At 49.1% G+C, this 22,495-nt stretch carries 22 protein-coding genes and 1 riboswitch; of the genes, 19 read left to right on the top strand and 3 right to left on the bottom strand.

Annotated features, from left to right (window positions below; translation table 11 throughout):
* The first annotated feature begins 1 nt into the window (after position 1).
* Genes gspH through cysQ form a run of 9 tightly spaced genes read left to right on the top strand, consistent with a single transcriptional unit; the run spans position 2 to position 6,416 of the window.
* A complete protein-coding gene (gene gspH / locus C7A19_RS01285) occupies positions 2–568 on the top strand; it encodes a type II secretion system minor pseudopilin GspH (RefSeq protein WP_069360807.1) in 567 nt (188 codons plus the stop codon).
* Positions 549–926, top strand: coding sequence for a type II secretion system minor pseudopilin GspI (gene gspI / locus C7A19_RS01280; RefSeq protein WP_235614237.1), 378 nt, complete (start codon positions 549–551; stop codon positions 924–926). Before gspH ends, gspI begins: the two co-directional genes overlap by 20 nt.
* The gene (gene gspJ / locus C7A19_RS01275; RefSeq protein ID WP_077608253.1) at positions 910–1,548 is read left to right on the top strand and encodes a type II secretion system minor pseudopilin GspJ; all 639 of its coding nucleotides are present in this window, start codon (positions 910–912) and stop codon (positions 1,546–1,548) included. Before gspI ends, gspJ begins: the two co-directional genes overlap by 17 nt.
* The gene (gene gspK / locus C7A19_RS01270; RefSeq protein ID WP_116643946.1) at positions 1,545–2,549 is read left to right on the top strand and encodes a type II secretion system minor pseudopilin GspK; all 1,005 of its coding nucleotides are present in this window, start codon (positions 1,545–1,547) and stop codon (positions 2,547–2,549) included. The genes gspJ and gspK overlap by 4 nt, the downstream gene beginning before the upstream one ends.
* Complete coding sequence (gene gspL, locus C7A19_RS01265) at positions 2,518–3,762, top strand: type II secretion system protein GspL (protein ID WP_162300224.1); 1,245 nt, start codon at positions 2,518–2,520, stop codon at positions 3,760–3,762. Before gspK ends, gspL begins: the two co-directional genes overlap by 32 nt.
* Entirely contained in the window at positions 3,759–4,253 is a 495-nt protein-coding gene (locus C7A19_RS01260) for a type II secretion system protein M (RefSeq protein ID WP_069360811.1), read from the top strand. The genes gspL and C7A19_RS01260 overlap by 4 nt, the downstream gene beginning before the upstream one ends.
* 51 nt (positions 4,254–4,304) lie before the next feature.
* Positions 4,305–5,003 (top strand): type II secretion system protein N, encoded by a 699-nt coding sequence (locus C7A19_RS01255; RefSeq protein WP_162300223.1) that lies wholly within the window; start codon positions 4,305–4,307, stop codon positions 5,001–5,003.
* A gap of 42 nt (positions 5,004–5,045) precedes the next feature.
* Positions 5,046–5,600, top strand: coding sequence for an ADP compounds hydrolase NudE (gene nudE / locus C7A19_RS01250; protein ID WP_116643943.1), 555 nt, complete (start codon positions 5,046–5,048; stop codon positions 5,598–5,600).
* Positions 5,601–5,603: 3 nt separating this feature from the next.
* Positions 5,604–6,416 carry a 3'(2'),5'-bisphosphate nucleotidase CysQ gene (cysQ, locus tag C7A19_RS01245; protein ID WP_069360814.1) on the top strand — a complete coding sequence of 271 codons (813 nt, stop codon included), beginning with the start codon at positions 5,604–5,606 and terminating at the stop codon, positions 6,414–6,416.
* Between the two features lie 41 nt (positions 6,417–6,457).
* Here cysQ and sthA read toward each other — a convergent pair whose 3' ends face one another.
* The gene (gene sthA / locus C7A19_RS01240; protein ID WP_077457353.1) at positions 6,458–7,876 is read right to left on the bottom strand and encodes a Si-specific NAD(P)(+) transhydrogenase; all 1,419 of its coding nucleotides are present in this window, start codon (positions 7,874–7,876) and stop codon (positions 6,458–6,460) included.
* A gap of 195 nt (positions 7,877–8,071) precedes the next feature.
* Here sthA and fabR point away from each other — a divergent pair, with 195 nt between their 5' ends.
* The 8 genes from fabR (at position 8,072) to C7A19_RS01200 (ending at position 17,408) form a co-directional block, all read left to right on the top strand.
* Positions 8,072–8,707 carry an HTH-type transcriptional repressor FabR gene (fabR, locus tag C7A19_RS01235; protein WP_046074425.1) on the top strand — a complete coding sequence of 212 codons (636 nt, stop codon included), beginning with the start codon at positions 8,072–8,074 and terminating at the stop codon, positions 8,705–8,707.
* A gap of 13 nt (positions 8,708–8,720) precedes the next feature.
* On the top strand, positions 8,721–9,104 hold the full coding sequence (locus C7A19_RS01230; protein WP_046074424.1) for a YijD family membrane protein: 384 nt from the start codon (positions 8,721–8,723) through the stop codon (positions 9,102–9,104).
* Between the two features lie 449 nt (positions 9,105–9,553).
* Complete coding sequence (locus C7A19_RS01225; protein WP_077649795.1) at positions 9,554–9,766, top strand: helix-turn-helix transcriptional regulator; 213 nt, start codon at positions 9,554–9,556, stop codon at positions 9,764–9,766.
* A gap of 21 nt (positions 9,767–9,787) precedes the next feature.
* A complete protein-coding gene (locus tag C7A19_RS01220; protein WP_116643942.1) occupies positions 9,788–12,913 on the top strand; it encodes a type I restriction endonuclease in 3,126 nt (1,041 codons plus the stop codon).
* 28 nt (positions 12,914–12,941) lie between these two features.
* Positions 12,942–14,573, top strand: coding sequence for a class I SAM-dependent DNA methyltransferase (locus C7A19_RS01215; RefSeq protein ID WP_116643941.1), 1,632 nt, complete (start codon positions 12,942–12,944; stop codon positions 14,571–14,573).
* Positions 14,566–15,930, top strand: a complete 1,365-nt coding sequence (locus tag C7A19_RS01210) for a restriction endonuclease subunit S (protein ID WP_116643940.1) — start codon at positions 14,566–14,568, stop codon at positions 15,928–15,930. The genes C7A19_RS01215 and C7A19_RS01210 overlap by 8 nt, the downstream gene beginning before the upstream one ends.
* Positions 15,923–16,936, top strand: a complete 1,014-nt coding sequence (locus tag C7A19_RS01205) for a DNA-binding protein (protein ID WP_116643939.1) — start codon at positions 15,923–15,925, stop codon at positions 16,934–16,936. Before C7A19_RS01210 ends, C7A19_RS01205 begins: the two co-directional genes overlap by 8 nt.
* Before the next feature lies 1 nt (position 16,937).
* Complete coding sequence (locus C7A19_RS01200) at positions 16,938–17,408, top strand: type II toxin-antitoxin system death-on-curing family toxin (RefSeq protein ID WP_116643938.1); 471 nt, start codon at positions 16,938–16,940, stop codon at positions 17,406–17,408.
* A 172-nt stretch (positions 17,409–17,580) separates the two neighbouring features.
* On the opposite strand, the gene trmA is transcribed toward C7A19_RS01200, so the two are convergent.
* Positions 17,581–18,687, bottom strand: a complete 1,107-nt coding sequence (gene trmA, locus C7A19_RS01195) for a tRNA (uridine(54)-C5)-methyltransferase TrmA (RefSeq protein ID WP_116643937.1) — start codon at positions 18,685–18,687, stop codon at positions 17,581–17,583.
* 122 nt (positions 18,688–18,809) lie between these two features.
* Positions 18,810–19,043: riboswitch (cobalamin riboswitch) on the top strand.
* Between the two features lie 32 nt (positions 19,044–19,075).
* On the opposite strand from trmA, the gene C7A19_RS01190 reads away from it, so the two are divergent.
* Together C7A19_RS01190 and murI are read left to right on the top strand one after the other, a co-directional pair.
* On the top strand, positions 19,076–20,884 hold the full coding sequence (locus C7A19_RS01190) for a TonB-dependent receptor (protein ID WP_116643936.1): 1,809 nt from the start codon (positions 19,076–19,078) through the stop codon (positions 20,882–20,884).
* 78 nt (positions 20,885–20,962) lie between these two features.
* Complete coding sequence (murI, locus tag C7A19_RS01185; RefSeq protein WP_102505915.1) at positions 20,963–21,784, top strand: glutamate racemase; 822 nt, start codon at positions 20,963–20,965, stop codon at positions 21,782–21,784.
* On the opposite strand, the gene C7A19_RS01180 is transcribed toward murI, so the two are convergent.
* Complete coding sequence (locus C7A19_RS01180; protein ID WP_077599928.1) at positions 21,738–22,220, bottom strand: RNA-binding protein; 483 nt, start codon at positions 22,218–22,220, stop codon at positions 21,738–21,740. The genes murI and C7A19_RS01180 overlap by 47 nt on opposite strands.
* Positions 22,221–22,495: the final 275 nt, after the last annotated feature.

Below are 22,495 nucleotides of genomic sequence, written 5' to 3'. Positions count from 1 at the left end.
CATGCGCCAAGCAGCCGGCTTTACGTTACTCGAGATCTTGCTGGTGGTGGTCATCGTTGCGGTGAGCGCCTCGGGCGTGATCATGGTGTGGCCTGAACCGGCCGACACCCGTACCCAAGAAGCCGGTCAAGCACTGTATCAGCGGATGAAGCTGTGGGCAGAGCAAAGCTGGTTGGAAGGGCGTACCTATGGCGTGCGTATCGAGCAACAGCGCTATCAACTTTTAGTGTTGGGACAAGAACAATGGCAACCAGTCAGCAGTGACCGCTGGGCGACCCAAGGGCGTTTGCCCGAGCAAAGCCGCTTTGTCTTAACCATGGATGGCTTTGGTTGGCAGCAACAAGACAGGTTGTTCGAGGATAAGCCGCTGTTTGAGGATTTGTTTGACGAGGACGATGAGCAGACGGTGGCGCCACCGCAAATCTGGCTACTGCCCAACGGTGAGCTGACGCCGTTTACCCTGATGATTGAAACAGATGGCCGTGCGGTCTGGCAGCTCAAAGCCAATGAACTGGCGCAGTTTACCTGGCAGCGTGCAGGAGAGGGTGATGATGTTAGTGCGCGCTAACTCACAACAGGGAATGACTTTGCTTGAGGTCTTAGTCGCGGTAGCGATCTTTGCCGTGGCGGCGCTGAGTGTGATGAAAGCCACGGGGCAACACACCCGCTCACTGAGTCGCTTAGAACAAAAAACCTTAGCCGCTATGGTGGCGGATAACCAGCTGGCCGAGGTGGTGCTCAGCGCTAAAGTGCCAGATAAAGCGACGCAAGGCACGACTGAGATGGCGGGGCAACAATGGCAATGGCAGTTGGCGCCAGTCGCCACAGAAACCGGCCAGTTGCGTGCGGTTGATATGTCAGTGGCTGCCGCCGCAGAGACCGATCACCCGTTGGTGACCGTGAGGACCTATGTCGCCACGCGTTGAACGAGGATTTACCTTATTGGAAGTGTTGTTGGCGTTGGTGGTATTCGCCAGCATTAGTTTGACCGCCTACCAGGTGCTGCAAACTGTGCAGCGCAGTGATGAGCAGTCTCAGCAGGTGGGGGAGACCTTACAGCAACTGCAGCGCGCGTTGGTGATCATGGACAGTGACTTTCGGCAAATGGCGGCAAGACGTCAGCGGGTCGAAGGACAAGCGCCAACAGAGCAGCTGCTAATGGCTGGCTCTGACGTGCTGCAAAGTGACGCAATGGGCGTGCGCTTTACCCGCACCGGCTGGATTAACCCACAAATGCGCTTTCCGCGTGGTGAAGTGGTGGCGGTCGGGTACCGTCAGCGCGAGGGCAAGCTTGAGCGCTTGCGCTGGCGTTACCCTGACCAAGCGGCGAGCGATGAGCCCGCGGTGGCGACGCTGCTCAGTGATATTGATGACTTGACCTTTCGCTTCTACGTCAAACAGGGTTGGCAGGACGGTTTCGATACTAAACACGCATTACCGAAAGCGGTTCAAGTGCGCTTTACCCACCCACGCTATGGCCAGTTAGTACGCACTTATCTCGTGGCTGGGCAAACCTTGCCGGCTCCCTTGCAGCGGGAGGCGCAATGAGTCGGCAGCGAGGCGCGGCCCTTTTAGTGGTGATGATGATCATGGCGCTGATGACCGCGATTGCCGGGAGCATGGCGTCGCGGTTATACACCAACTATCATCGCGCTGAAAACCAGCTGCATTTTCAGCAAGCCTACTGGTTTGGCAATGCGGTTGAGGGGTTGGCGGCATCGGTATTGCGTGAGAGCTTAGCAGGCAGTGATACGGTGAATTTAAGTCAGGCCTGGGCAGAGCCGGCTCGAACCTTTCCGCTGGATGGCGGGAAAGTAAGTGGGCACTTACAAGATGCAAGCGCCTGTTTTAACCTTAATAGTTTACAGTTGCGCGGCGTCAAAGTGGGTGGGGCGACACCCTATGAGGTCACTGTGTTGCGGGCGCTGGTGGGACAGTATGTGGAAGATAGCTATCAAGCGGATGTTATCGCGCAAGCAAGCCGTGATTTTATTGATGAAAACAATCAGCTGGATCAGTCGCTCGGGGCAGAAGACGCGCACTATGAAAGCGTCCAGCCTGCGTATGTGACGGCGGATGCGTTGCTGGCCGATGTGAGTGAGTGGCGTGCGGTGCGTGGGGTGAATGGTGACGTGTTTCGGCGCGCCTCGCCCCAGCTTTGCGCGTTGCCTAGCGCTGAGCTTAAGGTCAATGTGAATACCTTAACCGAGAAGCAAGCGCCTTTGCTTTCTGCATTGTTTACCTCCGCGTTACCGGTGGAACAAGCCCAGCAAGTGATTGCGCAGCGGCCTGAGGCAGGGTGGAAAAGTGTCGCCGCGTTTATCGACACCTTGAGTCTCCCCGAGTTTGATGACGCCGAGCGAGAGCGAGTCGTGTCCCATCTCAGCGTGACCAGCGAGTTCTTTTTATTACAAGCCGATGTGCAGGTGGCCTCTGCCCAACGTCACATCCAGGCACTATTGCACTATCAAGACGAGGGCGAGGTTTCCATTGTACGCCGTCGGTTCGGAGGAATGCGTGAGCGAGCGACTGATAATAAGGATCAGTGATGCCAGCCAGCCCGTTTATTGGGCGCAGGTTCGTGCCAGTGATAACCAGGTGGTGGATAGCGGCTGTTGTCAGCAACTGTCAGCGTTAACCGAGCAAGCACAAACACGACCCGTGGTGGTGTTGGTGGACAGCACTTGGTTAACATTAACCTCGGTGACATTGCCCCCTGGATCTCGGCGCCAGCGCGACAAGGTGGTGCCTTACTTACTCGAGGAAGCCTTGGCGGAAGAGGTGGAAGCGGTACACGTGAGTATTGTTGACACCCAGGCAGACACGGCACAGGTGGCCGTGGTGGCGCATCAGCAAATGCAAGCTTGGCAACAAGCGTTGGACGAAGCCGGGATAAGTGCACGGCAGTGGATCCCCGATGTGCTGTGTATACCTTGGCAACCCGAGTCATTATCACTGTTGGCATTGGGTGAACAGTGGTTGTGCCGTTTGGGGGCCAATCAAGGCGTGGTAGGCTCGGCGGACTGGCTCACCTTTTGGGGACAGACTTGGTGGCGACAGCAGCAATCGCAGGCGGACAGTAACACGCCTGAGCAGACTCGTGCTCTTAGCATTGACGCTTACGGTGAAAGTGATCGGCAAGCGTCCAATCCCTTTCATGCCTTACCGTTTCAATGTGAGTGGCATACAGAGGCGGCGCTGCACGTGTTGGCCACGCACAGCCACTCGGTGACGGCCAATATACTAACCGGAGATTATCGACCGCAAAGTCAAACCAAGCAGACACTTAAACCCTTTTTACCTGCCGCGTGTTTATTGGTCGCTATCGCTGGTTTGCTTGGTGTCGAGCAATGGCTGGCGATTCGTGATACCCAGCAGCAAGCTCAGGCCCTACGGACGCAAAGCGAAGCCCTGTTTCGTCAAACCCTGCCGCAGTATGAGCGGATCCCGACGCGCTCATACATGGTGCGGCAAATGGATGCAGAGATCGCGCGGTTGGAAAACCAACAACATGATGCGGCGCTTTTACCTTGGTTGGCGCAGTTAGCCCCCCTACTCACAGAGGTGCCCGGTATCGAGCTTCAGGCACTGCGTTATCAAGCCAGTCGCGACGCCTTGATACTGCGAGCAACCGGCAATGATTTCGCCCAATTTGAACGCTTACGTGCAGCCTTGAGTGAGCATTATGCGACAGACTTGGGGCAGCTTAATCGCAGTGGTGAGACGGTCAGCGGTGAATTTACCCTAAGGAGCCAATCATGATCGCACGTATTCAGGCACAGTGGCAGTCGATCAGCGTGCGCGAGCAGCGGCTTTTGTTGGTTGCCGGCGGTGTGTTGCTGTTAAGTGTGCTTTATTGGGGCATTGTGGTGCCGATACAGACACAAGCTGATCAGGCACGGACTGCCGTGATCAGTGAGCGAAAGATTTACCGTGAGCTGCAACAAAAACGCAATCATATTATGCAACTGCGCTCACAGTCTGGACACAGTCGCCAAGTGGTGGCCAGTCGAAACCAACCGCTTAACCAAGTGATCGCGGCCAGTGCGGGTGAGTTCAATCTGACCATTACACGGTTACAGCCTGGGGAAGACAGTGTGCAATTGGGTCTCGAACCTCTACCGTTTAATCAATTACTACGGTGGCTAGAGCAACTGGCGCAGCGACACGGGATTCAAGTCGTTCGCTTAAGCACTGAAGCGACCGATACGGCCGGTGTGGTGAAAGTCAACCGACTGCAGCTGGAGCGTTAAACCATGGCGAAAAAAATACTGATAGGAGTAGGATGTCTGTTGGTTTTTGTTGTGAGTGCGATAGTGCACGCCCCAGCAATCCTGCTACGCTTAGCGCCTTTGCCGGCCGAGCTACAGCTTAGCGGTATCCATGGCACTGTCTGGCAGGGCCAAGTCAGGCAAGTTCGTTGGCAAGACCAGGCTGTCGGCCCAGTACAATGGGATCTCCATTGGCATCGGTTATTGACCCGCGCCACACTGGAAACGGCCATCAAGGTTAAAGGCCCGCAAGGTCTCAGCGGAAAAGGCGTGGTGGGCTTTAATGGCACCGAGCTAACGCTTTCTCAAACCTTGCTCTCTGCCCCGGCGCACCTGCTGACTCGTTCGGTGGCCTTGCCGCCGAGTGTGTCTATTGATGGCCGACTGGATGTGATTGTGCGCGAGGCGGTGTTGGCAGAGTCAGGGTGTCAGCAGTTAGCGGGACAGATTCAGTGGCAGCAGGCCGGGCTAACCCTGCCCTCGGGGCGGCTCAATGATATCCCATTGCGTGCTTCTCTCGCCTGTGACGGCCAAGGTGTCGCGGCGCGGGGGCAAGGTGATTCCCCGTCGTTGAGTAATAAGTTTTCATTGTCAATTACACCGTCTGGGCGATACTCTGTGTCAGGATGGCTGAAGCCGGGGCCAGCCTATCCTGAGCCAATGAAAGCACCTCTCTCTTGGTTAGGCGCACCGGATAATCAAGGACGCTATCGCTTTTCTTTTCGCGGCTAACAAGGCCTGATAGGCTTATCAAAAAGGGTGGCAAATCACGATATGACGCAGCGTAAATTTCCTCACATTCAGTCTAAGCAGGTGGTCGCCGCTTCTCGCTTGTTTAAAGTGGAGTCGCTAGAGCTGATTTTTAGCAATGGCGTCGAGCGTACCTATGAGCGGATGAAACCGTCGGGGCGTAATGCCGTGATGATGGTGCCGGTGACCGAATCGGGCGATCTCTTACTGGTACGCGAATATGCCGCAGGCACAGAACGGTATGAGCTGGGCTTTCCCAAAGGACTGATTGACCTGGGTGAAGCGCCCGAACAAGCGGCGGTGCGGGAGCTGAAAGAGGAAATCGGCCAAGGTGCCCGTGAGCTAGTGCCACTGAAAGAGGTTGTTCTGGCACCGTCGTACTTTTCCAGCCGGATGACACTGATGTTGGCACGTGATTTGTATCCAGAAAGCCTAGAAGGGGATGAGCCTGAACCGCTTGAGATCATTCGTTGGCCACTTGCCCAAGCGGAAGAGTTACTCACCCACGGTGATTTCTGTGAAGCGCGCAGTATCACCGCATTAATGATGGCGCTGAAGTACTTACAATCTGAGAGGTGAGGCATGGCACTGCCTGAGTTGTTGCCCGAGGTAATTGAGATTGCTCGCTCTGCGGGTCAGGTTATTTTAGATATTTACCAAGACGGTGATTTTGAAGCGATCACCAAAAGTGACCAAACCCCAGTGACCAGTGCTGATTTAGCGGCACATAAGCTGATCACGGAAAAGCTCACCGCGTTGACGCCAGACATCCCCGTGTTATCGGAAGAAGACTGTGGTGTGCCATTAAGCGACCGTCAGCAATGGCAGCGCTATTGGTTGATTGACCCGCTAGACGGTACCCAAGAGTTCATTGCGGGCAGCGGTGACTTTGCCACTATTATCGCGCTGGTGGAGGACAACCATCCCGTGATGGGCGTGGTGTATGCGCCCGTCTCCGGGGTGACCTATTATGCTTGCCAAGACAAAGGGGCCTGGAAAATAACCCCAGATGGCGAAATGCATCGCATCTCGACAATGAAGCGAGAAGAGACGCTCACATCAATCTCAATCGCTATTAGCCGTCGCCAAGATATTCATGCGGTCACCGAAAAGCTGGCACCTGAAATTAATTATGATTTGGTGCCGTTAGGTTCGGCGGCACTCAAAGCCTGCTTGGTCGCAGAAGGCGCAGTCGATTGTTATTTGCGCTTGGGCCCCACAGGGGAGTGGGACACGGCGGCGACGCAGTGCATTGTCGAGCAAGCGGGTGGACGTATTCTGAGCACCGAGCTAGGGGCCTTGTCTTACAACGAACGGGACTCATTACAGAACCCTAACTTTATTGTGTTAGGGGATGAGTCGCTCGCGTGGTCGTCGATACTGCGGGCATCGTAATGATTGACGGCACCGTCAGGTGCCGTTTTCTTGATTACCGTTCAGAACAAGCGATTTAAGCCATTAAGCGCCGCCACCCGGTAAGCTTCGGCCATGGTCGGGTAGTTGAAGGTGGTATTCACAAAATAGTCGATGGTATTCCCTTCGCCTTTTTGCTCAAAAATCGCTTGGCCGATATGAATGATTTCCGAAGCGCGTTCACCAAAGCAGTGAATGCCTAATATCTCGCGGGTATCGCGGTGGAAAAGGATTTTTAAACTACCGACATCCATCCCCGCAATTTGCGCGCGTGCGAGATGTTGGAACAAAGACCGTCCGACCTCATAGGGTACTTTTTCCGCGGTGAGTTCTTGCTCGGTTTTACCCACCGAACTGATTTCTGGAATGGTATAGATCCCCGTGGGGATGTGTTCAATCAAGCGCACATTGGCGTTGCCTTGGCAAATGGCTTCGGCCACCACGCGCCCTTGATCATAAGCGGCACTGGCAAGGCTAGGATAACCAATCACATCACCGACCGCATAAATATGGCCCACGTCTGTTGCATAGCTTTCGCTATCAACGTCGAGCTGCCCACGCGAGTTAGGCGTCAGGCCGACTGAGGACAAATTGAGTTTATCGGTATTGCCTGCGCGGCCATTGGCATAGAGCAGACAATCTGCTTTCATTTTTTTGCCTGACTCAAGGTGCACAATCACGCCATCATCCGTGCCCTCAATGCGCTCATAGGTCTCATCATTGCGGATCATGACACCGCTACTGCCAAAGTGATAAGACAAAGCATCAGAGATTTCATTGTCCAAAAATGACAGCAAGCGGTCACGGGTATTGATTAAATCCACTTTGACCCCGAGCCCGCGGAAGATAGACGCATATTCACTGCCAATCACGCCTGCCCCATAAATCATCACATGGCGCGGATCATGGGCTAACGACAAAATGGAATCACTGTCGTAGATGCGTGGGTGAGAAAAATCCACATCGGCAGGCTGATAAGGGCGAGAGCCGGTGGCAATCACAAAGTGATCGGCGGTGTAAGTATCAGCGCTGCCATCACTATGATGCACGGTTAAGGTATGCGCATCGACAAACTCAGCGTTGCCATGGAGCAGGGTACACTGGTTGCGGTCATAGAACCCTTGGCGCATGCGGGTTTGTTTACCTATCACAGACTCGGCATGGCTGAGTATTTGAGAAAAGGTACTGTGAATACTCTTACTGTTTTGGGTGTAGATAGGGCTTTGATTGAATTCAATGATCCGGCTGACAGTGTGGCGTAGTGCTTTAGACGGGATGGTGCCCCAATGGGTACAACCACCGCCAACGGTGCTTTCTCGCTCAATCACTGCGACTCGCTTACCGGCTTTGGATAAGCCCATAGCGGCCCCTTCTCCGCCGGGGCCGCTGCCTATTACGATAGCGTCAAAATGATCTTGCGGGCGAGGGCTTGACTTGCTCATAGGGTTCAGACCTTATTTTCATTATTGCAACATCTGTTTATGACCAGTTTAACGCTTATTATCCGTAAGGTTAACTTTCGCAGCCAAATCTGTGTTCCAATCCGCGCGATAGCGATGGGGAGCGCTGCCTGGATTGGCTGATTTAAACGCTAAAATTGCGTATAGTGACACCATGGTGACCATGAGTAGAGTGCGATGGGTATTCGAGCACAACAAAAAGAAAAAACGCGCCGTTCTGTCATTGATGCGGCGTTCAGCCAGCTCAGTGCTGAACGCAGTTTTTCTAGCCTCAGTCTACGCGAAGTGGCGCGTGAGGCGGGAATCGCCCCTACTTCTTTCTATCGTCACTTCAAAGATATGGATGAGCTGGGGTTGACCATGGTCGACGAGGGCGGACTATTGCTCCGACAACTGATGCGTCAGGCGCGTCAGCGGATCGCCGCGGAAGGCAGTGTGGTACGTACCTCGGTAGAAACCTTTATGGAATTTATCGAAAGCAGCCCCAATGTGTTTCGGCTACTTTTGCGCGAGCGATCAGGAACGTCTTCGGCATTCCGTGCTGCCGTGGCTCGAGAAATCCAACATTTTGTTGCTGAGTTGACCGAGTATTTACAATCTCGCACGCAGCTCACCTATGAAGAAGCGTACAATCAGTCGGAAGCATGTGTGATCTTGGTCTTTAATATGGGCGCGGAAGCGCTTGATCTCGATCCTCACGCCCGCGCAGAATTGGCCGAGCGCATGGTGTTACAATTACGCATGATAGCCAAGGGAGCTTACTGGTACCGAAAAGACCGGGAGCGGCGAGCCTTACAGGAAAAACTGTCATAAAACAGGTGAAGACATGGAACACGAGCAAGTGAAATCAGAACGTAAATTTTTGCTGCTGGCACTGGTTACCGGCATTTGTGGAAGTGCAACTCTCGCGACACTGTTCGTCAGTGGTGTGGCATTTTCTATTTTTCCCATTCTCGCGTTTGTACTGGCCGTGCACGCTTGCTACCAACTTCACGAACGCCAGCCGCTGACTGAAGGCACGCCGCTGATTGCGTTTGCCTGCTTCTTAGTGGGAGCATTTGGCTATTCAGCGTTTATCCGTATGCAAATGCCAGAGCTGGGCGGCAACTTCTTCTCGATTTTGGTTGCCATGGCACTGGCGTTCTGGGTCGGCCACAAACTGGGCTTTTTCAGCCGCAAAGCGAAAAACGATACCGCCTCTGACGTCTAATTGCTTTTAAGACAGCCGTTAGCGAAACCCAAAAAGGCGTCGAGAAGACGCCTTTTTACGTTGTTGCGCCCTCAAGCCAAACTGAAGCAAAGGTAAATTTGGGCATAGTGAGTCTTCCTTGTTTCAGGGTTTAGGTGAGAGATTAGGGTTTAGTGGAACGTAAAGGCCATCGTCAGTTGCACCTTATCAAAGGCATTACGTTAAAGCTGAGAAACAAGAGCTTCATCCGCACCGATAGCTGCCCTGTTACCTCTTGCTGATATGAATCAATGCTCCTTAAATAGGGTTGATAGCACCAGCGATTAGCATGGTGAAAGTACAACTGAGGCTGCGATCATTTATTATATTTAAAAGTAAAGAATTATACTTAAAATAAAATTTTTAATCTTTATCGTTAGTTTGTGATAAGATTCAGTATCAAGACGTCTTGCCGCAATGGATAGGAATACATGATCAAATGCAACCTAGCTCGCATGATGGGTGAGAGAAAGTTAAAGATTGCAGACGTCATTCGTGAAACGGGTTTAAGCCGCAACACAGTGACACTACTGTACAAAGAAACTGCACAAAAAGTGGATTTAGAAGCCATAGACAGATTGTGCGTGCTATTTAATTGTCAAGTTGGTGAGCTCTTAGAACAGTCACCAGAGAATGATCAATAAAAACAATAACGAAGGACTGATATGAGTTTCACAGAAGATTCAAGAGTAAAAATACCAACGATCCTACATCTCATGCGTTTGGGTTATGAGTACCTATCCCTGAAAGGAACACACTGGGACAAGGATACAAATATCTTCCCGGAATTATTCTCCTCAGCGGTCAGCCGTATAAATCCTGACATGACATCTGATGACGTTGCCCGTTTGCTCGAAGAAGTGAAACTCTCTCTGGATAACGAAGACTTAGGCCGAGCTTTTTTCAATAAGTTGAAGGATCGATCCGGGACTAAGCTGATCGATTTCGAGAATTTTTCTAATAACAGCTTCCACGTCGTTACTGAGCTCACCTACAAAAACGGCGATGATGAATTTCGTCCTGACATCATCTTGTTAGTCAACGGCATGCCGCTGGTGTTTATTGAGGTGAAAAAGCCTAACAACCGAGACGGTATCATCGCGGAAAGAGAACGCATCAATAAACGCTTTCAAAACCCGAAATTCAAGCGCTTTGCTAACATCACTCAGTTTATGATTTTTTCCAACAACATGGACTACGTCGATGGTGATCCAGAGCCAGTACAAGGTGCATTCTACGCGAGCAGTTCATATGACAAGCCAGTGTTTAACTACTTTCGTGAAGAAGAGGTGTTAGATCTCACTGCGTTTTTAAAACCACTGACTGATGAGCAAGAACTGGCAGTCCTCAAAGACAACAACTTAGAAGTGATCCGCAGCAACCCTGAGTTTTTGAGCAACAAAGAACCCAGCCGCCCAACCAACCGAATCTGTACTTCTTTGCTCAGCAAAGAGCGTTTGTCTTTTATTCTACGCTATGCATTGGCCTACGTGTCAGAGAGTGATGGCCTGCAAAAACACATCATGCGCTACCCACAGATGTTTGCAACTAAAGCCATTGAGAGAAAGCTAAACGAAGGGGTTCGTAAAGGGATTATTTGGCATACCCAAGGAAGTGGTAAAACCGCGTTAGCCTATTACAACGTTGAGTTCTTAACGGATTACTTCCAAAAACGAGAAATCATTCCCAAGTTCTATTTCATCGTCGATAGGCTAGACTTGCTGCAACAAGCACAGCGAGAGTTCACTGCACGCGGCTTGATTGTTCATACCATAAACTCCCGCGAAGCGTTCACGCGTGACATCAAAGCCACACAAGTGATTCACAACCATTCAGGCAAAGCCGAAATAACTGTCGTCAACATTCAGATGTTTAAAGACGACCCCGACGTTATTTCAACGCAAGATTATAACGTCACCATCCAACGTGTTTACTTCCTGGATGAGGTCCATCGCAGTTACAACCCCAAAGGTAGCTTTCTGGCCAATCTGACTCAGTCTGATACCAACGCTATCAAGATAGGCTTAACGGGTACGCCCTTACTGGGTGAAGACTATAACTCCCGAGTTCTTTTTGGCGATTACATTCACAAGTATTACTACAATGCTTCAATTGCCGACGGATATACCCTGCGCTTAATCCGTGAAGAGATCGCGACTAATTACAAAATGACGCTTCAGCAAGCGCTGGAAGAAGCTGAAGTAAAAATGGGCGATGTAGACCGCAAAGAAATATACGCACATCAAAGTTTTGTTGAGCCAATGCTGGACTACATCATTAGTGACTTTGAAAAGAGTCGCGGCACGCTAAATGATGCAACCATAGGCGGTATGATCATTTGCGATAGCTCAGACCAAGCAAAGAAAATGTTTGAGCTGTTTAATGCTGTGTACGCCTCAAAGCCCCTATCCAGCAGTGACAGCGTAGAACCTCAGCAAACAACATCGGTAGCAGATCCGATCCCGACTTACGTTCAAACGGCGAGCATGGAGCCAGCCAAGCAAGCCCACCAAGTGAGCAATGCTGCGCTGATATTACATGATGTCGGCACAAAACAAGAACGCAAAGATTGGGTTGAAGATTTCAAAGCAGGAAAAATCGACTTACTGTTTGTTTACAAAATGTTACTCACAGGCTTCGATGCTAAACGCTTGAAGAAACTCTACCTTGGCCGGGTGATCCGCAAACATAACTTGCTACAAGCACTGACACGTGTCAACCGCACATACAAAGACTTCCGTTATGGCTATGTGGTTGATTTCGCAGACATCCGCAAAGAGTTTGACGCGACTAACAAAGCTTACTTTGACGAGCTACAATCTGAGCTGGGCGACGAAATCGAAAGCTACTCCAAGCTCTTCAAATCACAGGAAGAAATCAGACAAGAGATAGAACACATTAAAGACGTGTTGTTCCGCTTTGATATCTCCAACATGGAGACCTTCTGTGATCAAATCAGCCAGATACAAGACAGAGAAACTGTCTTAGCCCTTAAGAATGCCCTAGCTGATGCACGCAGCCTGTATAACCTTATTCGCCTGCAAGGTGAGTACGACTTCCTTGATGAACTGGATTTTGCCAAGCTAAACGTGCTTTACCGCGAAACCAGCAATCATTTGGACTTGCTCAACCTCAAGCAAGATCTTGAACAAGGCACAGACACCACACACCTGCTTCACCGAGCCTTAGAAGATGTCATCTTCAAGTTCGTTAAGCTCGGTGAAGAAGAGCTGGTTTTGGCTGATCAGTTGAAGAATACCCTTCGCCAAACACGCGAAGCACTGGCAAGTAACTTTGACCAACAAGACCCGACATTCACCAATCTGAAAGATGAACTAGAACGATTATTTAAGAAGAAGAACCTCAGCGAAATCACGCAAGATGAAATGGTCGCCAACATCGATGCACTCAATAAAATTCACCAACGAGTGAAAGAGTTGAACCGACAGAACAACCAATTACGCCAGAAGTATCTAGGTGACACTAAATATGCACGTCTGCACAAGCGTTTATATGAACGCCAAAAAGAGCGACGCGACATTACAGGCTCTGAAAGAAAGATTTTTGAGGCCCTACTCGGAGTCAAAGAAGACGCCGATAGCCAGGTGCTCGACAACACCTCCGTACTCGATAACGAAAGTTATTTTGAACGGCATCTGCTGCCAAAGGTTCATAACCGCTTTATCAAACAACAAAGCATTCCCTTGAATGCGGAAGCAGTGCGTTATGTAAATCAGCTTGTCGTCGCAGAATATTTAAAAGAATTCAATACAGGTAGCCAATCCTGGTAAGAACACCAACTAAGGCAGTACACAAACCATGGTCGAACTCGAATTTAGAGATAAAACAAAAGCCCTTATCGATAGTCTAAAAAGCATCTGTGCAACCAATGGCTTAGGCAACAGTACCGGGGAGTTTGAGATCATCACTCAGGTTTTTTTGTATAAATTCCTGAACGATAAGTTCGCCTATGAAGCAAAGAAAATAGACGAAAAAATCGCCAGCGCGGCAAAATGGGAAGAAGCGCTGATTCAAATGAGTGAAGAGGATCTAGATATGCTCCAGATCCAGATGGGTGCTGACACTGCCCGTCTTAAACCACATCATTTCATCAGTCACTTGTTCAACCAGCAGGACCAGCCGGGGTTTGCTCAGCTGTTTGATGATACCTTGATGGACATCGCCATCACCAATAACGATGTGTTTGCGGTAATGACGGACACAGGCGAAAAAGTACAACTGTTTACTCGCATCAGCGAGAACGTGACCGTGTCCAAGCGGGATGCCTTCTGTAAAGCGATCATCAATAAGCTGATTGAGTTCAGCTTTGAGCGTATCTTTAACCAGAAGTTTGATTTCTACGCCACCATCTTTGAATACCTGATCAAAGACTACAACAGCAACTCAGGCGGTAAATACGCGGAGTACTACACCCCTCATGCGGTAGCACGCATTATGGCCGCAATTTTGGTGCCTGAAGACCAGCAAGGCACCGTACGCAATGTAAGCTGTTATGACCCATCTGCGGGCTCTGGCACCCTGCTTATGAATGTCGCTCATGCCATCGGTGAAACGCGTTGTAGCATCTACACGCAGGATATTTCGAAGAAGTCATCAAACCTACTGCGTTTGAACCTGATTTTGAACAACTTAGTGCATTCAATTTCTAACGTGATTGAGGGTAATACGCTGTGGCACCCTCACCACAAGGAAAATGGTGATTTACGTAAGTTTGATTACATTGTCTCTAATCCACCATTTAAACTGGATTTCAGTGATTTTCGTGATGAGTTGGATAGCAAAGAAAACAAAGATCGCTTTTTTGCTGGCATTCCCAAAATCAAAGCCAAGGCCAAGGACAAAATGGAAATCTACCAATTGTTCTTGCAGCACATTATTTACTCATTAAAACCAGGTGGAAAAGCAGCGGTGGTACTGCCAACAGGATTTATTACCGCTCAGTCAGGTATCGATAAAAAGATCCGTCAGTACTTGGTTGATAACAAGATGCTGGCGGGTGTTGTCTCTATGCCATCCAATATCTTCGCGACCACAGGTACCAACGTCTCCATTCTGTTTATTGATGACAGTAACAAAGACAAAGTGGTACTGGTTGATGCATCAAACTTGGGCCAAAAAGTCAAAGAAGGTAAGAATCAGAAAACGGTTCTAACATCAGAAGAAGAGCATCAAATCATTGATGTGTTCAACAAAAAGTGGACCGAAGAAGACTTCTCCGTCGCAGTTAGCTATGACGAGATCACTGCGAGAAACTACAGCCTCAGTGCTGGACAGTACTTCGAAGTCAAGATTGAGTATATTGATATCACTCCGGAGCAGTTTGCGGAAAAAATGCAAGGCTTTAGCAGCAATTTGGACAGTTTTTTTAATCAGTCACGTGAACTAGAAGCTGAGATTAAAAAGCAGTTGGCGGGGCTAAACTATGATTAATCAGTATGAAAATCTATCTTATTTGTCCCCTTTTAGCGGAAAAACTATTCCACTGAAAGAGCTATGCTTATCTATTACTGATTGCCCTCATTCAACGCCAAAATGGTCTGAAGAAGGTATGATTGTGATCAGAAGTTTTAACATTAAGAATGGTGAGTTAGATTTATCATCTCCTTCATATACTGATCATGGATCTTACCTAGAGAGAAATAAAAGAGCCACACCAGAACCTGGCGATATAATCATTACTAGAGAAGCACCAATGGGCGAACTATGTATGATTCCCGATGGAGTTGAGTGTTGCTTAGGCCAGAGAATGGTATTACTAAAAGTTAATGAACAAAAAGTATCTAATCAGTACTTGTTGTTCGCTCTTCAGTCTGAGTTCGTGCAAAAGCAAATTAGTAAAAGCGACCGTACAGGTTCAACGGTTAGTAACTTGTGTATTCCTGATCTCAAAGAAATTGAAATTCCTATATTCGAAAACTCTAAAGCTATTGCCGATGTTCTAAAAGCAATAACCTCTAAGATAAGAGTTAATAATCTAATCAATTCTGAACTAGAAGCCATGGCGAAAACGCTTTATGACTACTGGTTCGTGCAGTTTGATTTCCCAGATGCGAATGGAAAACCCTATAAAGCTTCTGGCGGAAAGATGGTTTATGACCCTGTTTTGAAGCAGGAAATTCCAGCTGACTGGCACGTTAATGCAATATCTGATTGGATTCGCTCAGATAAAACTGGTGATTGGGGAAAAGAAACCAAGCAAGGTAACTACTCACTTCAGGTTGATTGCATAAGAGGCGCAGATATTAACGGCATAAATGGTCAAGGAAATGTCGATGCGCCTAACCGATTTATTCTTAAAAAGAATGATCACAAACTTCTTGCTCCATTTGACTTTGTTATCGAAATATCAGGTGGTAGCCCCACTCAATCTACTGGTCGAATGGCTTTTATTACAGAACATGTTTTAGAAAGATTTGACTATCCTCTGATCTGTTCCAACTTCTGCAAAGCAATAGACCTTATAGATAAGAGCTATTTCTATAACTTCGCATACCAGTGGCAAAGCCTGTACGAAAATGGTGTTTTGTTTGGTTGGGAAGGGAAAACTAGTGGTATTAAGAATCTTTTATTCGACTCATTCGTCAGTAATTACAACGTAGTGATGCCTCCTAAAGATCTAGCTGAGAAGTTTTTCCAGTTTGTTTCTCCTTTGCAAGAACAAAGGCAGAAAAAACTTAAAGAGAATGCAGAGTTAGCAGGCCTGAGAGATTGGCTTCTACCAATGCTAATGAGCGGCCAAGTAACGATAAAACTAAGCACTGAATCAAAGGAGACTCAGCATGGCTAAAGATCTCACTGAGTCTTTGCATGACAGACAAAACATCCTTAATAACCGTTACGCTCTGCAAAAAGCAGAGCAACACCTGGCATTAGGCGGCGTGCAGTTTGACGGTGAAACGGTATTTACCAAACAACAGGTAATAGAACTGTTTGATATCAGCGATGCCACCGTAGAGCGTTACTTGTCTTCGCACGGAGATGAGTTAAAAGCAAATGGTTACACTCTTCTAAGAGGCGCTAAGCTGAAGCAGTTCAAGGAGATAGCCGTTGGTACCCTCATCAGTGAGGGTACCAAAACGACGGTGTTAGGCATTTTTACTTTTCGCGCTATTTTGAACCTAGGGATGCTACTCACTGACAGTGAACGCGCCAAAGAATTACGCTCTCGTGTACTCGATATTGTCATTGATGTACTCGCAGAACGCGCAGGCGGTCACACCAAGTTCATCAACCAGCGCGATCAAGATTACTTGATGGTAGCGTTCCAAGAGGAAAATTACCGAAAACAGTTTACCGACGCCTTGGACAAATACGTAGACGGCAATAAGTGGAAGTATGGCCGCTTTACTAACCTGATCTACCAAAGCATTTTCCATGAGAATGCAGCGGAGTATAAAAAAATACTCAAGCTAGCCGAAAAGGATAAGATCCGTGAAACCATGTACTCAGAAGTGCTCACGCTTATCGCAAGTTTTGAATCAGGCATCGCTCACGAGCTAGAACGCCAGAGTACCGGCCTGGGCCGTCCATTGACGCAAAAAGAAGCTGAGCTGCTGTTTGCCAGTTTTGAGCAGCATCCTCTCTTTAGGCCACTAATATTAGATGCCAGAACAAAGATGGCCAGCAGAGACTTGTGCTTTAGAGACGCTTTGCATGAAAAGCTGGAGGCCTATATTAAATCGGTTCCAGAAGCTGACTTTGAGCGTTTCCTTGGTGAGAAGAGTAAATCCCTAGAGGAGCAGCTCAGCGATCCTGAAACACTTGACGTATTTAAACGCTTGAAGGACCGCTGATATGACCGATGACGCTCAGCCACGGTACTTTTACTTCGATGTGACGTACGCGGTGAGTACCCACGATTGGATCATTGAAAAATCAGGCGGTTTAACGGGTACAAAAGATATCGGTCAACTTGAAAGCCCATTGGAGCATATTCAAAACGACTGGTATTACCCTGAAATCGAAGACAAGCTGACGCACTTAGTGTTTTCCATCAACAAAAACCATGCTTTCAATGATGGCAATAAGCGCTCATCTCTGGCACTCGGAGCCTACTTTTTAGAGCTCAACGGATTTGACTACATCGTGCAGCATTTCGTTCGCGAAATGGAGAACATCGCTGTTTGGGTCGCCGATAACGTTATTGATAAAGAGCTACTGCATAAAATCATTAGCTCTATTCTGTATGAAGATGAGTACTCTATATCGTTGAAGCTGGAAATTTATGAGGCCGTTCAACGAGCGGAGGAAAACAAGCAAAACTAGCCAATATTAAAGAGCCTACGGTGATGACGACTCTTTAATATTTTGAGTCTACTAATCTAGACGACAGGGTCGGTTTAAGAGACTAAGTTAAATTCACTCTTAGTCCATAACCAAGCCCCGTATCCTAAGCCGTACCCAGAACGTTTTTTGCTACAAGAAATCTTTTAAGCCCTTATTTGATGCGCTCCAACCACACACCCGCTTCGGTATGGTGGGTGAACGGGAATTGATCGAACAGCGCACAGCGACTAATGCGGTGTGTTTGGCTGAGGCGTTCTAGGTTTTCGGCCAAAGTCTCAGGGTTACAGGAGATATATAAAATCCGATCGTAACCTTGCACCATTTTGCAGGTTTCATCATCCATGCCCGCACGAGGGGGATCGACAAAAATGGTATTGCACTGATAGGCGCTCAGCGTCACCCCTTGATCTTTTAAGCGGCGGAACTCGCGCTCGCCATTGATCGCTTGGGTGAATTCTTCGGCAGACATGCGAATAATCTGCACATTGTCGATATTGTTGGCGGCAATATTGTACTGCGCCGATTGCACTGAGGGTTTCGCCAGCTCGGTGGCGAGGACGCGGCGAAAGTTTTTCGCCAAGGCGAGGGAAAAGTTGCCGTTCCCGCAATACAGCTCCAGCAAATCACCTTGGCTATCGCGAGTGCAATCGATGGCCCATTCCAGCATTTTCTCCGCCACGGGTCCGTTGGGTTGGGTAAAGCTGTTTTCAATTTGCTGGTAGATCAATGTCTGACCATCGGCATTGAGCTTTTCCAAAACGTAGTCGCGGTCTAGCACTTTCTTTTGCTTGCGCGCACGGCCAATCAGGTTGAGATTAAAGCCCTCATCGTTCAAACGTTGTTTAAGCGCTTGCGCAGCCTTTTCCCACTCTTCATCTAACTGGCGATGATAAAGCAAAGACACCAAGATCTCACCGCTTAAGGTGGAGAGGAAATCAACCTGAAACAGTTTACGTCGCAAGGCGTCGTTGGGCTTGATGGCCTCCATTAATAGCGGCATGAGGTCATTGATCAAGCGGCTCGCGGCAGGAAAGGTATCGACGCGATATTTTTGCTTGGTCGCAGGATCAAACATGATGTAATACAGGTCGTCGCCTTCATGCCATACCCGAAACTCTGCGCGCATCCGATAGTGGGTTTCCGGTGAGCGAAAAACTTCTAGCTCAGGTGCGTGAAACGGCGCGAGTTGTGCATTGAGTCGTTGGACTTTCTCAGCAAGCTGTGTGTCGTAGTCAACGGCGGTGTGAGCCTTGGTCATGATGGCTGCCTCAGCGATTGGAAAATGAGCGCAGATTTTAGACAAATCCCCAGCTATGTCCACCCTTGCTCACGATTCTCCCTTATTCAATAAGGTTATCAATGGACAATATCCATCTAGACGGCTACTATCCCTGCGTGGGCCAGTGCTCTGTCTATACCCAATAGGACGGATCACAGGAATGCGGTGAGAGTCCGCAACTGACGCGCAGCGGTGTAAGAGAACGACCCTAACCCGACCCAAGGTCAGACACTGTCGCCAATGCTGATAAATAGTATGCGATGGGAAGTCGTTAGCAGTAGGCGGCGAAAGCCATGCTCTTAAGTCCGAATACAGCCCACAGACGCAGCACGTCGCTGCACATTCTCGCGATAGGAAGGAACAACCAATGAACAAACAGATAGTGGCGAGCCTGGTGGCAGCGTCATTTTTCCCTGTGAGCACGTGGGCCGAGCCAAACACCGAAACGGTGGTGGTGACCGCCAGTCGGTTTGCGCAGTCCGATGCCTCGGTATTGCAATCAGCAACCATTTTGACGCGTCAAGACATTGCGCGTTTGCAGGCGCGAAGCCTTGTCGATGTATTGCGCACGGTACCGAGCATCGAGATTGCTCAAAGCGGAGGCCGTGGACAAATTGCCTCTATTTTTATGCGCGGCACAGAATCAGACCACTCTTTAGTCTTGATTGATGGGGTGCGTATGGCCTCGTCTATCACAGGCTCGGTGGATTTTAATCAGATCCCAGTAAACAGTATCGAGCGTATTGAGATTATTCGCGGCGCACGCGCCACACTGTATGGGTCGAGCGCGATCGGCGGTGTGATCAATATCATCACCAAAAGCAATAAAGAGCGAGCCAATGTTTCCGCGACCATGGGCAGTTTGGATCATCATGCTGTTAGTGGCGCATGGGCAACAAAATTGGGCGATAAGGGTCACTTTTCTGGCATGGCTGGGTATGAGTCCAATGATGGATACAATGTTCATCCGATGGCAAGTAACCGGGGTGATCAGCATGGTTTTACTGGCCGCAATGCACAACTTGGATACAGCCATCGTTGGAATGCATCTTGGTCGGCCGATATCACCGGACGCTGGTACCAGAATGAATACGATTACGATTATTCAGGGAGCTTGAAACATGGCTGGTTAGAAAGCCAAGCACTGGCTGGCAATCTGAATTATCGCTCAGGGGTCTGGAGTGCAACGCTGAGCGGGGAGTTTTCTCAGCGAGATAAGTATGACTACTTTCCTGGCAGTGCGCGTAAGGAGAATAAAAACTCTGATGTGGAACAAGTCTCTACCTCGTTGGGACTCCAGTATCAAACTACGGAGGATTGGCTGCTTGGTGGTGGTGTGGATTATCGACAAGACACCTTTAATGAAGGAAGCTTGATTACCAACCCCGATGATATTGCAATCAACCCGCGTGATAACCTTGGCACTTACCTTTTAACGCAATTTAGCCCAGTAGAGGCACTATCTATTGAGGCAAGCGCACGCTCGGATGATAACGAACAATACGGACAACATACGACGTGGCAGACAAGCGCGGGTCTTGCGATAGCGGAAGGGTATCAATTGGTCGCTAGTTACGGCACCGCTTTTAAGGCACCAAGTCTGACTGAGCTTTATGGATTGGGCGGTAATGCAACGCTCAAGCCGGAGGAATCATCCAACACCGAGCTTGCTCTTCGTGGCGTGACGGCTGACGTTGATTGGTCACTTACAGGCTATATCAATCGCATTGATAATCTCATTCAGTATGCAGGCAGTTACCCCAATGGCCAGAATCAAAACGTGGACAAGGCTAAGATCGAAGGCGTTGAGTTTATTGCCAACTTTGATGTGCACGCTTTACACAACCGCATATCTTTAGAATACAAAGATCCTGAAAATGAGAAAACGGGTGAGCAGCTCCAGCGTCGCGCCAAACGGGTGGCGAAATGGGATACATCGTACCAATGGGAACGCGTATTGCTGGGCACACAGTGGCAATATCAAAGCGAGCGAACTGATTGGAATGACCGCTTAGGTAGTTATAGTCTTTGGGTGGTCACTGCATCCTATCAGGCGACCGATAATCTGACCGTAAAAGGTAAAGTCGATAATGTATTTGATAAAGACTACGAAACCGCGGGTGGTTATCCTGCGCCTGAACGCGCCTACTTTATGACGTTGGACTATCAGTACTAGTGATAGCTTCTCTGCGATACTAGCTTTCTTCACGCCCTTGTCGTTATGATAAGGGCGTTTTTATTGTATGGGTGACTCATGGCGCAGCCTAACATTCTGATCTTTGACTCTGGTGTGGGTGGTTTATCGATTTATCAGTCAGTGCGAGAGCAGCTACCTGACGCTAACTACACCTATTTGTTCGATAACGAAGCTTTTCCATATGGTGAGTTAGAGGACACGCGCTTGGTCACACGGGTGGCGGCTCAAGTGCGCGCTGTGTGTGCGCATCATGATATTGATATCGTGGTCATTGCATGCAATACCGCATCGACGTTGGTATTACCGACGCTCCGTCAGCAGTTAGCGCTTCCGGTCGTGGGGGTTGTGCCTGCGATCAAGCCTGCAGCAGCGATCAGTCAGAAAAAAATCATTGGCTTGCTCGCTACGCCAGCCACCGTCTCCCGCCCTTATACCGAACAACTGGTGGCGGACTTTGCCAAAGATTGCCAGGTAGTCTCAGTCGGTACCACGGCGCTCGTGCATATGGCAGAACGCAAACTCCGGGGTGAGGCGGTGAATCAGCAAGATCTCGCGGCTATATTGCGCCCGTTTAAAGGAACCGTCGATACCCTCGTACTGGGTTGCACTCACTTTCCTTTACTGCGTGATGAAATCCAATCAGTAGTGGGTGACTCAGTCGGTTTAATTGATTCGGGAGATGCGATTGCGCGTCGCGTGGTTTCGCTGGTCAGTCTACATAGCGACGCAAGGGCTACCGCTGCGACGTCAAAGCATTATGCTTATGCGACGGCAACCCCTATTAAAGCCGATGCTTTGGCGGACTTTATCCGATCGATAGGTTTTACGGATGTCAGCTATTCGCCTGCTTTTTTGGCTCATTCGCTTCACGGACTTTAAGTGTCCGCTCGCCATAAACATTGTTATTGAGTGCGTTGATAGCGTCGTCGGCATGCCCGGCGGCCATCACCACAAAACCAAATCCTCGTCGCTTGCCGGTTCGCTTGTCTTTCATGAGACGAACGGCAAACACTTCTCCATGTTCGCTAAACAGCGTGCGCACATCATTTTCATTCGCACGATAAGGTAAGTTTCCGACGTATAGCGTTTTGCTTTGCGGAGACTCTTCTTCTTTTTCGCTTGATGACGTTGATGTCGATGGCCTTTGCTCTGGCTGAATAAAATTGGGTAAAGGAAGATATAGGCAAGCTAGACCACTAAGTATTGCACCCACAGCAAACGAAAGAGCGGGTGAGTTGACGTCCATGAGGCTGACGATAATCGCGCCAAGGACAGCGATGCAGATGACTAAAGCAAAATTAACTGGTGATTTCATAAGCGTCATTAAATAGAACAATTAAAGTGATGACATGACAACAGTTCGGCAATGCATGTCGTGAAAAAGACCAAGAAAACAAGCCAGCGTTACCTTGCGGTAAAGGTCTCGTATCAATAATGTTTCAAAACGCTGGTTATTCATCATTTTAGGTGGATTATTGCTCAGTCGAAATAAAAAACGTAAAAATCCCTTGTCAGTGTGATCCGCGTCGCTATACTACGCCCCACATCGACACGGCACGCAGGGCAAGCGTTCAGCGAGCATGTCGAGGC

This window comes from Salinivibrio sp. HTSP (assembly GCF_003390965.1).
GTDB classification, from domain to species: Bacteria; Pseudomonadota; Gammaproteobacteria; order Enterobacterales; family Vibrionaceae; genus Salinivibrio; species Salinivibrio kushneri.
This window is presented reverse-complemented; position numbering and strand designations above follow the sequence as displayed.

What these genes read in the sequence shown, in the direction of transcription:
- sthA (WP_077457353.1), bottom strand. Translation starts at nt 7,876, where the DNA reads ATGAGCAAGTCAAGCCCTCGCCCGCAAGATCATTTTGACGCTATCGTA.
- C7A19_RS01215 (WP_116643941.1), top strand. Translation starts at nt 12,942, where the DNA reads ATGGTCGAACTCGAATTTAGAGATAAAACAAAAGCCCTTATCGATAGT.
- C7A19_RS01260 (WP_069360811.1), top strand. Translation starts at nt 3,759, where the DNA reads ATGATCGCACGTATTCAGGCACAGTGGCAGTCGATCAGCGTGCGCGAG.
- C7A19_RS01180 (WP_077599928.1), bottom strand. Translation starts at nt 22,220, where the DNA reads ATGAAATCACCAGTTAATTTTGCTTTAGTCATCTGCATCGCTGTCCTT.
- C7A19_RS01210 (WP_116643940.1), top strand. Translation starts at nt 14,566, where the DNA reads ATGATTAATCAGTATGAAAATCTATCTTATTTGTCCCCTTTTAGCGGA.
- C7A19_RS01200 (WP_116643938.1), top strand. Translation starts at nt 16,938, where the DNA reads ATGACCGATGACGCTCAGCCACGGTACTTTTACTTCGATGTGACGTAC.
- gspI (WP_235614237.1), top strand. Translation starts at nt 549, where the DNA reads ATGATGTTAGTGCGCGCTAACTCACAACAGGGAATGACTTTGCTTGAG.
- C7A19_RS01230 (WP_046074424.1), top strand. Translation starts at nt 8,721, where the DNA reads ATGGAACACGAGCAAGTGAAATCAGAACGTAAATTTTTGCTGCTGGCA.
- C7A19_RS01220 (WP_116643942.1), top strand. Translation starts at nt 9,788, where the DNA reads ATGAGTTTCACAGAAGATTCAAGAGTAAAAATACCAACGATCCTACAT.
- gspH (WP_069360807.1), top strand. Translation starts at nt 2, where the DNA reads ATGCGCCAAGCAGCCGGCTTTACGTTACTCGAGATCTTGCTGGTGGTG.
- C7A19_RS01190 (WP_116643936.1), top strand. Translation starts at nt 19,076, where the DNA reads ATGAACAAACAGATAGTGGCGAGCCTGGTGGCAGCGTCATTTTTCCCT.
- C7A19_RS01225 (WP_077649795.1), top strand. Translation starts at nt 9,554, where the DNA reads ATGATCAAATGCAACCTAGCTCGCATGATGGGTGAGAGAAAGTTAAAG.
- gspK (WP_116643946.1), top strand. Translation starts at nt 1,545, where the DNA reads ATGAGTCGGCAGCGAGGCGCGGCCCTTTTAGTGGTGATGATGATCATG.
- cysQ (WP_069360814.1), top strand. Translation starts at nt 5,604, where the DNA reads ATGGCACTGCCTGAGTTGTTGCCCGAGGTAATTGAGATTGCTCGCTCT.
- trmA (WP_116643937.1), bottom strand. Translation starts at nt 18,687, where the DNA reads ATGACCAAGGCTCACACCGCCGTTGACTACGACACACAGCTTGCTGAG.
- murI (WP_102505915.1), top strand. Translation starts at nt 20,963, where the DNA reads ATGGCGCAGCCTAACATTCTGATCTTTGACTCTGGTGTGGGTGGTTTA.
- fabR (WP_046074425.1), top strand. Translation starts at nt 8,072, where the DNA reads ATGGGTATTCGAGCACAACAAAAAGAAAAAACGCGCCGTTCTGTCATT.
- gspJ (WP_077608253.1), top strand. Translation starts at nt 910, where the DNA reads ATGTCGCCACGCGTTGAACGAGGATTTACCTTATTGGAAGTGTTGTTG.
- C7A19_RS01205 (WP_116643939.1), top strand. Translation starts at nt 15,923, where the DNA reads ATGGCTAAAGATCTCACTGAGTCTTTGCATGACAGACAAAACATCCTT.
- nudE (WP_116643943.1), top strand. Translation starts at nt 5,046, where the DNA reads ATGACGCAGCGTAAATTTCCTCACATTCAGTCTAAGCAGGTGGTCGCC.